Below are 7,719 nucleotides of genomic sequence, written 5' to 3'. Positions count from 1 at the left end.
GTTCGGGGCCGGGGTCGGTCGGGACAGCGGCGTAAGCCAGGCAACAGGCCGGTAGCCACCGATGCCGGCCTCGCGGTTGCCCGGATCGTCCCGGTCCTCCATCCCGTCACGAGACGCGTCGAACAGGGATGCGGCCGCACGACCAGTGGACATGCCGCGGACCATATTCCGCGGCCCGGACAAAGCTCTCTCCTGCCACCAATGCTCAGGTCAACACGACGCGGGCCGGGCCGCCTGGGCACCATATATATGGGAGGATGGCGAATCATTGCCGGGGTGTCGTGGCGATGGACAGGGGGAAGGGCCGTGAGCTGGGCGGATGGCCGGCTGTGCGGGTTCGACGTGGAGACTACTGGCGCGGATCCGGACGAGGCGCGGATCGTTTCCGCGACGCTCGTGCTGGTCGGCGCCGCCCGGCCGACCCAGGAGTTCCATCTGCTGGTCGACCCGGGGGTCGAGATTCCTGCCGCCTCCACGGCAGTGCACGGCATCACGACCGAGCGGGCCCGCGCCGAGGGGCGAGCTCCCACCGACGCACTGGTCGAGATCGTGCGGCGGCTGCGTGCCACCTGGGAACACGGCCTGCCGGTCGTTGCCTTCAACGGCTCCTACGACTTCACCGTGCTCGACCGGGAGCTCCGCCGGCACACCGAAGACACCCTCGAGATCACCGGGCCGGTCATTGACCCGCACATCATCGACCGAGCGCTGGACCGCCGCCGCGGCAAGCGCACCCTCGAGGAGACCTGCCGCCACTACCGGGTCCGCCACGACGGCGCACACGATGCCACCCAGGATGCTCTCGCCGCCACCCGACTGGCCTGGCGACTCGCGCGCCACTACCCGGCCGAGGTCGGCGCGGCGCCACTGCCTCGGCTGCACGAGCAGCAGAAGCTCTGGTCGCAGGAATGGGCCGACTCGCTCAACCGTTACTGGCAGTCCCAGGGCCAGGACCGCAGTGCGGACGGCTCCTGGCCCGTTCGCCCCCACCCGGCACGGCGACCCGTGCCCTCATGACCCAATTATCCCTGGGACAGCTACTGATCTTTCGTCAGATGGGCTCGACGACGATGTCGGCGCGGTCGAGGGTGGCGGTGTAGGCGGCGATGTCGTCGGGATCGCTGGTGAGAATCTGGGCGGGGCCGTGAAGTGCGGCGGCGATGACGACCAGGGCGTCGATGACGTCGGGCCGTTTTTTCGTGGGAAGTCTGGCCTCGGCGAGCATGGCGCCGGCCCGTTTGTAGGAGTCGAGGGTGAAGGTCCGCGCGCAGGCGACACAGCCGGCGGGGACACTGGTCGCGCCGCGTAGCGGTGGGGTGCTGTCCCGGGTCTGTGGCACGGTGCAGTCCCTGAGGTACTGGCTGAAGGTGTGCACCGTTTTCGGGTCCGGTCGCCAGGCCTGGGCGAGGACCGGGCCGATGATGACCGGCCGGTGCGGTGCGGCGCGTAGGCCGTGGTGGAGCAGCCGTGCGGCTGGGTTGTCGCGCAGGAGCGCCATGAGCATCCCGGCGTCGTAGACGACGGTGCGGGCGGTCACGCGACGCTCGCGGCGTCCGATCCGAGTGCGCTGGACAGGACCCGGTGGACGAGGGCCTGCTCGTGCGTGGTCAGGGTGTCGAAGGACGGCAGGTCCGCTTCGGGGAGGTCGGCGGCCTGCTCGAGGGCAGCCTGGTTGCGTGCGTCCAGTACCGCGAAGGTCGCGGTGGCGGCGTCGTCGCGCGCCATCTGCGCGGCGGCAGCCGCGATCATGTATGCGGACACGTCCAGACCTGCCGCCTCGGCGTGCCTTCTGATCGCGGCCTGGACATCCGAGGCCGTCGAGATCGTGAACCGGATGTTCGCCATTCCCGCATCGTAACACGGCGTATTACGCCGCACGGTCACCGCGAGCCGGGTGATCCCTGGAGGCGGGCGGCGCGCTGCGCGGGTGGAGGCGGGAGCGGTCCCAGGTCAGGCCGCGTGGATCGGTGCCGCTGCCGCGCGGGTGCCGGCGCGGCGTCTTTCCTGGGCATGGGCGTACCCGACGAGGCCGCACAGGAGTGCGAGCAGGACCGCCGAGGACCCGGGGGTGCCGAGGGCGAGCCCGCCCTTGGTGGCCGGTTTCGTCAGGAAGTCACCGACGGTCGCGCCGAGCGGGCGGGTGAGGACGAAGGCGAACCAGAACAGCAGCACGTTGGACACCGCCGGGGTGTATTTGAGGGCGAGCAGCAGCCCGAGGAGCCCGAGTATGAGCAGTGCGCTGCCCGCGTAGCCGAGCCCTGAGCTGTCGGACAGGAAATCGCCCATGGAGGTTCCCAGGGTGTTCGACACGAGGATGGCCGACCAGAAGAGAATCTCGCCGCGCAGGGAATCGATGTCGCGGATCGCGAACGTCAGGCCGGTGCATTTCCATACCGCGAAGACGGCGAGCAGCAGGGAGATCAGGATCGCCGCACCGACCGGGTAGCCCAGGCCGAGTCCCTGCGGCCCCCAGCCCAGTGAGTCGGTTCCCGTGGCCAGGTACTTCCCGCTCGCGTCGCGGTTCATGAAGTCGGATATGGTGGTTCCGGCTGTACTGGTGGACAGGATGACCGTCCAGTAGAAGAACGGGTTGTACCTCCGTGACCGTAGCTGGACGGCAAGAGTCGCCACGAAGACGAGGATGAGCAACCCCGTCGTCAGGAAGTATCCGAGACGCAGCGTCTGAGCGAGCAGATCGCCGGCGGTCTCGCCGAGCGTCGTCGCCGCGATTTTCATGATCCAGAATGCTACCGTGATCTCCGGAAGCTTCTTCACCGCGTACCCGACTGCGCCGACGGTGTCGTACTGGTCGATTTCGACTACATCCGCCATCCTGACTCCTGGAGGTCGTATGCGGGATACTTCATGCCCGAGGAGCGGCACGTCCGACGGACGTGGACTTTGACTTCCGCTCGCTGCTGCCGGTGTTCATGCCGCCGAACGGTAGGCGCGCCAGCATGTGAAAGCGGTGTGAACGAAAAGGCCGATGGAGGTCTGGTTTCATGGCGACGCCCGTTTCGCCTGGCTCGGTGGGCGATGAAGGGGTGGTCGATGTGGGGTCTACTCGACCGTCTTCTGCCGGTCTGGTTGCCGAGTGATCCCGATGCACCGCTCGCCGGAGCCTGCGTAACCGCTCGCCGGAGCCTGCGTAACTGTGGCACTTCGTGCCATCCGGCGAGGACGTCCGTGGTCCGGTGCACCCGAGCCCGAGGACCAGACGCGCACCCTCGGGACATCCGGATCGGCCCGGACACCCGTGATGGGCGTTCGAATGCATATCAGGCGTTCCGGTCAAGCTGCTCCGATGGGGCCAGCGAGCTCGTCGGCGGTAAGGTTTTCGTCAGGTTGGCGGCGGCATTCTCGGCGACGTGAGCATACCTACCTCAGCTATGACCGCGCGGGCCCCGAGTCGGCCGATGTTCAACAAGGTACCGGAGATCACTCTCTACTTCTGGGTCATCAAGATCCTCTGCACGACGGTGGGGGAGAGCGCCGCCGACTACCTCAACAGCACACTGGGATTTGGGCTCGGCAACACGACGATCGTGATGTCCGTCCTGCTCGCCGCCTCGCTGGTGGCGCAGTTCCGGCTACGCCGTTACATCCCGGCCGTGTATTGGACCACGGTCGTCCTCATCAGCGTCGTCGGTACGCTGATCACTGACAACCTGACGGATGGCCTGGGCGTCAGCCTCATCGTCAGCACGGTCGTCTTCGCCCTGCTGCTTGCGATGACATTTGTCGCGTGGCACCGGGTAGAAGGCACCTTGTCGATCCATACCATCGTCACCAGGCGCCGCGAGACGTTCTACTGGCTGACAGTGCTGTTCACCTTTGCGCTCGGCACCGCCGCGGGCGACCTGCTGACGGATCGGCTGGGACTTGGCCTGCTCACCGCGGTCGTCATCTTCGCCGTCGCGATCGCGGTCGTGTACATCGCGTACCGGTGGATCAGGCTGGGTTCGGTCCTGTCGTTCTGGATGGCCTACGTGCTCACCCGCCCGCTGGGCGGCTCGACGGGCGACTACCTCGGCGGCGCTACCGACGAGGGCGGCGCGGGACTCGGCACCCTGGCCACCAGCCTGCTGTTCCTCGCCGCGATCGTGGCCACGGTGGTCTACCTGACCGTGACGAAGGCGGATGCGGTCGGAGAACGGGCTACGGACGGCTCCGCCGTCCTGGACCACTGACGGCACGTGTGCCCCGAGCAGCCGTCGTCGTCGGCGGCTGTCCCGGCGGCGATGATCAGGTGTCGGGCAGCACGGGGAGCGTCACGACCACGCGGCCTCCCGGCCCGGGGAGGACCAGGACGTCACCGCCGGCGAGCCGAGCCAGCCGGCGCGCGAGCGGGAGGCCGAGGCCCGCTCCGTCGCCGGTCGAGGCGGCGCCCCGATATCCGGGTTCGAAGACCGCGTCCACCTCGTCGGGCGTGAACCCCGTGCCGTCATCCGTGATGGTCACCCGAGTGGCATCCGTCCTGGCCGCGGCAGGCTCGGCCTGGTCAATCCGGAGAGTGACGGCCGACCGGGCGTGGCGCAGTGCGTTGTCGACAACGGGGGCGAGGATCCGCTCGGCCAGGGCCGGGTCGCACAGCGCCGGCCGGGCGGCACCGTGCAGGCTCATCCGCACCCGAGGATGTTCCGCGGTGGCGGTCCGCCTGAGCCGCGCCGCGACCTCGGTGAGATCCGCACCTTCCATCGTGGCGGTGCCGCCGGGCGCCTTCAGGAGGGTCTCGATGACCCCTGTGAGCTGGTCGACCTCCGCGAGGACTCCCTCGAGGGCCGCCCGCAGCGACTCGGCCCGGGTGTCGTACCGGGCGCTCGCCTCGGCGCTGGTGCGCATCCGGGCCAGCGGCGTCTTGAGTTCGTGAGCGATCTGCGAGGTGACCAGCGCCTCGTGCCGCAGACTCGCCGCCAGCCGGGTGAGCAGGCCGTCCAGTGTCGCGGCGAGGCCCGTGATCTCGTCGTGCGGTGGCCCCAGGCCGAACCGCTGGTCCGGATCGTGCGCGCCCCAGTCACGAGCGCGTGCCGTCATCTCGGCCACGGGACGAAGGGCAGAGCCGACGACCCGGCGCACCAGAACGGCCGCTCCGATCAGGATCACGACGTCAAGCACGATCGCGGCGCCGACGGCCAGTCGCTCGCTGTGCACGTAGGGCGCCAGACTGAGGGCCACCACCACCGTGCCCACGTGTCGAGAACCGTCCTGGACCGGCAACGACCGCAGCTCAACCTGACCGATCACCCGCGTTGCGGGTCCGGATGACGCGAGCGCCGCCGCCGCTGTGTCCAGGGACCGATCCACGGGCGGGCGCACCACCGGCGATGCCTCGGGGTCGAAAAGCCACATGCCCGGCTCGATGGCCTCGTCCCCCGGGGTCTCCTCGAGCACGAGCCGGCCGGCGTCGACGGCGACCAGCGCCGCCGCCGATCGGGCATGCGACGCCAGCAGGACGTCGGCGTCGTGGCGTAGCCAGCCACGCAGCAGCAGCCAGAAAGTCGCGGTGAGCAACGCGACCGCGACTCCGATGGCCACAACCGTGACCAGCGTCAGTCGTCGGCGCATCAGTCGAGCCGGTAGCCGATGCCACGTGCGGTCGCGATCGACGGATCGCCGGTGACGTCACGCAGCGTGCGCCGCAGTCGTGCGACATAGCTGTCCAGGGTGTTCTCTCGCACGACCGAACCCGGCGGCCACGCACTGGAGATCAACGACGCTCGTCGCACCACCTGGCCGCGCCGGCTGACCAGGGCCGCGAGAAGCCGGTACTCGGTCGGCGACAGGGGCCGCGTGCCGCCCGGGCCGGCGACGACGTGCCGGACCGGATCGAGGACGAACGTGGTCGCGGTGGCGCCGGGCGCCCGGCGTATCAGCACGTCCAGGCGCGCGAGCAGCTCGTCGATCGCGAACGGCTTGGTCAGGTAGTCGTCGGCGCCGGCACCGAAGCCGAGCACCTTGTCGGCGACGGAGCTTCGTGCGGACAGCAGCAGCGCCGGTGCCGCGACGCCACGGCTACGCAGCGCACCCAGTAGGTCCCGTCCGTCGGTGTCGGGCAGCGCGATGTCGAGGATCAACACGTCGGGAGAGACGGAACCGGCTGCGCGCCGCAGGGCATCGCTGCCCGTCACCGCGGACCACGCCACGTCGAATCCCTCGAGGCGCAGCACCCGCACGATCGTCGCGCACAGCGTCTCGTCGTCGTCGACGACCGCGACGGTTCCGCGCATCAGCCGCTCAACGTCGCTGCGGGCCCGACCGCGAAGGAAGGGGTAGCCGGGGCGAAACGTGCGCCGGTGATGCCACGTCCCACGATCACCTCCGCGCGCATCGCCGCCGGTGCCTCACGCTACTACGCCTGTTCGAAGAGGCGTTGGCCCCAGTACTGGCCGGGTCGGACGCCGGATGGGCAGGCGAACAGCCCGCTGCCGACATGTTGGATGTATTCGTTGAGGGCGTCGTTGGACTTACCGGCGAGTGAGGTTTGTATCGTGACGAACTGGGTGCGTGGGTCGCGCTGGTAGGCGATGAAGAACAGCCCGGCGTCGAGGCGACCGAGGTTGTCGGTGCCATCGGTGAAGGAGTAGCCACGGCGGAGCAGCACGGCGCCGTTGTTGTGCGAGGAGTGGGCGAGCCGTACGTGGGCCGTGGAGTCGATGAGCAGCTCGCCGTCGGAGCCTTTTGCGGTGAGGTCCAGCGGGTCGAACTCGTCGTTTCGACCGGGCGGAGAGCCACTCCCTTTACCGCGACCGATGACGCGTTCCTGTTCGGTGAGGGGGGTGGAGTCCCACGGTTCGATGAGCATTCGGATACGGCGGCTGACGAGGTAGCTGCCGCCGGTCATCCAGTCCGGTCCGTCGCCGGGTTGGACCCAGACATGGGTGTTCATGGCGGCGGTGTCCTCGGTCTTGAGGTTGGCCGTGCCGTCCTTGAATCCCATCATGTTGCGTGGGGTGGTCTGACTGGTCGAGGTGGAACTGGTGCGGCCGAACCCGAGCTGGGAGTAGCGCACCGACGCGGTACCGCGGGCGAGGCGGGCGAGGTTGCGGATGGCGTGTACGGCGACCTGGGGGTCGTCGGCGCAGGACTGCATGCACAGGTCGCCGCCGCTGACGGCCGGGTCGAGCGCGTCGCCGGCGAAGGCAGGCAGGTCCGCGAGCTGTGGTGGCCGCGAGGCGGCGATCCCGAAGCGGTCCTTGCCGTCGGTATCGACGAACAGGCCGGGGCCGAAGCCGATCGTGAGGCTGAGCCGGGCGGGAGGCAGGCCGAGTGCCTCGCCGGTGTCGTCGGGCGGCGAGCCGGGTGGCCCGGTGACCGCGCCGGTGCCGACGTCATGGCCGGTGGTCATCCGGGACGCCGCGTTGGTCCAGGCGGTCAGGAGCGCGATGAGGTCGTCGCGGGTGGCGCCCGGGCTGAGGTCGAAGGCGGCGAAGTGCAGCCGGTCCTGAACCGGCGTGCTGATCCCGGCCTGATGCGGGCCGAAGAACGGCACCACCTGCCCCGACCCCGACGAGCTCTGCTCGTCGGTGGAGGCGACGGCGACACCGGCCGCGGTTCCGCCGGCGCCCATGGCGGCTCCGAGCGCCGCTGTGCCGCCGAGCAGCCCGACCATGCGGCGACGGCTGAGGGGCGCGATGCCACCAGCCGTTTCCTGCGCGGGGTCGCGATGCCGGGTGGTGGCGCCGGGGGAGCGGGCGCTGTCCACCGAGGCCGGATCGGGGG

At 69.6% G+C, this 7,719-nt stretch carries 8 protein-coding genes; 2 read left to right on the top strand and 6 right to left on the bottom strand.

Translation table 11 applies throughout. From position 1 onward, the window contains the following. Positions 1 to 306 precede the first annotated feature (306 nt). Positions 307 to 1,017, top strand: a complete 711-nt coding sequence (locus tag NBZ83_RS27735; protein ID WP_261571003.1) for an exonuclease domain-containing protein — start codon at positions 307 to 309, stop codon at positions 1,015 to 1,017. Positions 1,018 to 1,051: 34 nt separating this feature from the next. Here NBZ83_RS27735 and NBZ83_RS27730 read toward each other — a convergent pair whose 3' ends face one another. The 3 genes from NBZ83_RS27730 to NBZ83_RS27720 all read right to left on the bottom strand — a co-directional run bounded on the left by NBZ83_RS27730 (position 1,052) and on the right by NBZ83_RS27720 (position 2,832). Beyond that, positions 1,052 to 1,537, bottom strand: a complete 486-nt coding sequence (locus tag NBZ83_RS27730; protein ID WP_261571002.1) for a hypothetical protein — start codon at positions 1,535 to 1,537, stop codon at positions 1,052 to 1,054. After that, on the bottom strand, positions 1,534 to 1,845 hold the full coding sequence (locus NBZ83_RS27725; protein WP_261571001.1) for a hypothetical protein: 312 nt from the start codon (positions 1,843 to 1,845) through the stop codon (positions 1,534 to 1,536). Before NBZ83_RS27725 ends, NBZ83_RS27730 begins: the two co-directional genes overlap by 4 nt. 105 nt (positions 1,846 to 1,950) lie before the next feature. Next, a complete protein-coding gene (locus NBZ83_RS27720; RefSeq protein WP_261576098.1) occupies positions 1,951 to 2,832 on the bottom strand; it encodes a COG4705 family protein in 882 nt (293 codons plus the stop codon). Positions 2,833 to 3,416: 584 nt separating this feature from the next. Here NBZ83_RS27720 and NBZ83_RS27715 point away from each other — a divergent pair. Beyond that, the gene (locus NBZ83_RS27715) at positions 3,417 to 4,190 is read left to right on the top strand and encodes a COG4705 family protein (RefSeq protein ID WP_261570999.1); all 774 of its coding nucleotides are present in this window, start codon (positions 3,417 to 3,419) and stop codon (positions 4,188 to 4,190) included. Between the two features lie 55 nt (positions 4,191 to 4,245). On the opposite strand, the gene NBZ83_RS27710 is transcribed toward NBZ83_RS27715, so the two are convergent. From NBZ83_RS27710 to efeB, 3 genes are all read right to left on the bottom strand, one after another. Then, the gene (locus tag NBZ83_RS27710; RefSeq protein WP_261570998.1) at positions 4,246 to 5,565 is read right to left on the bottom strand and encodes a sensor histidine kinase; all 1,320 of its coding nucleotides are present in this window, start codon (positions 5,563 to 5,565) and stop codon (positions 4,246 to 4,248) included. After that, positions 5,565 to 6,227, bottom strand: coding sequence for a response regulator transcription factor (locus NBZ83_RS27705; RefSeq protein ID WP_261570997.1), 663 nt, complete (start codon positions 6,225 to 6,227; stop codon positions 5,565 to 5,567). The genes NBZ83_RS27710 and NBZ83_RS27705 overlap by 1 nt, the downstream gene beginning before the upstream one ends. A gap of 122 nt (positions 6,228 to 6,349) precedes the next feature. Then, a partial coding sequence (gene efeB, locus NBZ83_RS27700; RefSeq protein ID WP_498041086.1) for an iron uptake transporter deferrochelatase/peroxidase subunit occupies positions 6,350 to 7,719 on the bottom strand: 1,370 nt, incomplete at its 5' end.

This window comes from Frankia gtarii (assembly GCF_025403375.1).
In the GTDB taxonomy this organism is placed as follows: Bacteria; Actinomycetota; Actinomycetes; order Frankiales; family Frankiaceae; genus Frankia; species Frankia gtarii.
Note: the sequence above shows the minus strand (reverse complement) of the source record. Positions and strands in the feature narration are given on the sequence as shown.

Bases quoted from the DNA above. Each gene is read 5' to 3' on its own strand.
- NBZ83_RS27720 (WP_261576098.1), bottom strand. From the start codon at position 2,832: ATGGCGGATGTAGTCGAAATCGACCAGTACGACACCGTCGGCGCAGTC.
- NBZ83_RS27725 (WP_261571001.1), bottom strand. From the start codon at position 1,845: ATGGCGAACATCCGGTTCACGATCTCGACGGCCTCGGATGTCCAGGCC.
- NBZ83_RS27705 (WP_261570997.1), bottom strand. From the start codon at position 6,227: ATGCGCGGAACCGTCGCGGTCGTCGACGACGACGAGACGCTGTGCGCG.
- NBZ83_RS27715 (WP_261570999.1), top strand. From the start codon at position 3,417: ATGTTCAACAAGGTACCGGAGATCACTCTCTACTTCTGGGTCATCAAG.
- NBZ83_RS27710 (WP_261570998.1), bottom strand. From the start codon at position 5,565: ATGCGCCGACGACTGACGCTGGTCACGGTTGTGGCCATCGGAGTCGCG.